Raw genomic sequence first — 2,109 nt, 5'->3', positions numbered from 1 at the left:
CTAAATAGAATGTTTCTTAACTTTTATTTTATTAATTTTATAAACGAAAAATTGCGATAACTTAAACACAACTTTGGTTATCCTAAACCGTTGTGCGTCATTACCGAAAAAAATTGAAATGTATACGAAAAGATTAATAAATAAAAAGATTGAACATTTATCGACAAATGAAATTTTTGAGATTATTGATTCTTCGAATGATTTTGATAAAATTAAATCTGTAAAATCTGAATTAAAACAGAGGAGTTTAAATAATGAGGAAATGATAATCGCAAAAAAAGAATATGAAAATTATAAAACTCTGAAAAAGAATAGAAAAAATGAAATATTAACAATCTCTGAATGGTTGAGTTTCTTTTTTATCATTTTTAAAATGGGTCGATACTTTTCTCCGTCAGAAAGTTTTACCGATTCCGAATTAGAAAGATTTATACTTTATGGATATGAAACAAAATATAAGCAAGCTATTTATGCAAAACGATTAGGAATTATATTCTTCTTTTTGATTATTCCTCTATGGATTTTTATAATTGGAAAATGGATATGACAAAAAAAACGAACGCACAACAACTGGTATATTTTATTGTTTGGTTCTAGCACACTTACGAAAATCCTATCGGATTTTCTTGGTCAGTAAATATTTACTAAATTTAGTGCTTAATCACTCAACAAAACATACCAAAAACCGTTGGGTAATATGGCGGAATTATCTCTGATAATTCCAATTTGAGTTTTATGAGTTAAAAAAATCAAACTGTCTGAGGCACGAGCCGAAAAAAATATTGAGACAGAAAAAGTTGAAAACTACTTCTACTCTATTGAATAATATTTAAAGCCGTTAGATCTGAGAAATGATTCGAAAAATGAAAATTGAATCGAAAAACTCGGAGGAGAGAAATGATTTTAGCACAACGGCGGAATTATGAGGTGAAACGGAGAAAGTCTCTTAAAACCGAAAAAAGAGCATTGAATACGAGAAAACTCATAGAAACGGAAAAGTATTTATGAGAAATGAAAATAGTATCAAAAAATCAACGATTTATAAGTAATTACGGATTTGAGAAATAACACGATTAAAATTTTAACAAAAAAGATTAATTCTAACTCAAAACCACATTACCCAACACCGCGCATAAAAAATTGCTTAATTCAATAAAATAGAATGTTTCTAAAACAAAAAAAGAATATATTTATATGCCTGAAAAATTGCGTTTTCATAAACCGCTACTTTTCATGCTCAAACCCGTTGGCTGTAATTGCCTAGAATCCCGTTAAATTTATGACCGAAAAGCAAATCGAAAGAGTAAAAAATAAAATATCCAAAATCAAAAAAGGGCTTGCGGCTGATAAGAAACATTGGGGAGGATATTATCACGATGGTAGAGGATTAAGATATTTGCCACCTGAATTATATATAAAAATTCAAGACTACTCGGGTTGTTTGAGATATTTTAATTGGTTCAATAAAAATTTCCCTGAGGATTCTTGTTATCCAATTTTCCTATTTGAATGGGCGATTACTTTATTTAAAACTAAAAGAATAAAATTAGCTGAAAATAAAATTAAACATACCTTTTATTCGAACACTTACTTGTTGGATAAATTTCTAGATAAAGAATTACTTCATTTTGACAAATCCGAAGATTCAAACTGGGAATATGAACAATTAATTGAGCATTTTAAATACTCAAAAGATCAGGAGGAATTGAATGATTTTACTGAATGGTTGCAACTATTTATGAAAAATGAAAATTTCCTTGAATTTGCGAACGAAATCATTGAATTGAAAGATAAAATAAAAAATGAGCCAATTGGAGAAATCCATAGTGATTTAGTGAAAAAACAATACAGATTATTAGAACAAATAAGTTAAATCGAATAAAAGCAAATACAGCCAACAACTGGTATATTTTATTGTTTGGTTCTAGCACACTTACGAAAATCCTATCGGATTTTCTTGGTCGGTAATTATTTACTGAATTTAAAGCTTAAACAACTCAACAAAACATACCAAAAACCGTTAGCCACTATAAAAAATGAAATTTAGAATACATATAATAATCGGATTTTTATTTATGATGGTTTCTTGTGATCATATAATAATTATTA

At 27.8% G+C, this 2,109-nt stretch carries 2 protein-coding genes; both read left to right on the top strand.

Annotated elements, in window-relative coordinates; all coding sequences use genetic code 11:
* Positions 1-118 precede the first annotated feature (118 nt).
* Positions 119-547: a hypothetical protein gene (locus tag BLU40_RS17335; RefSeq protein WP_090126774.1), complete on the top strand. Its 429-nt coding sequence runs from the start codon at positions 119-121 to the stop codon at positions 545-547.
* 732 nt (positions 548-1,279) lie between these two features.
* On the top strand, positions 1,280-1,873 hold the full coding sequence (locus BLU40_RS17330; RefSeq protein ID WP_090126771.1) for a hypothetical protein: 594 nt from the start codon (positions 1,280-1,282) through the stop codon (positions 1,871-1,873).
* Positions 1,874-2,109 lie beyond the last annotated feature (236 nt).

The organism is Lutibacter oricola, from assembly GCF_900106565.1.
GTDB lineage: Bacteria > Bacteroidota > Bacteroidia > Flavobacteriales > Flavobacteriaceae > Lutibacter > Lutibacter oricola.
Note: the sequence above shows the minus strand (reverse complement) of the source record. Positions and strands in the feature narration are given on the sequence as shown.

What these genes read in the sequence shown, in the direction of transcription:
- BLU40_RS17330 (WP_090126771.1), top strand. Translation starts at nt 1,280, where the DNA reads ATGACCGAAAAGCAAATCGAAAGAGTAAAAAATAAAATATCCAAAATC.
- BLU40_RS17335 (WP_090126774.1), top strand. Translation starts at nt 119, where the DNA reads ATGTATACGAAAAGATTAATAAATAAAAAGATTGAACATTTATCGACA.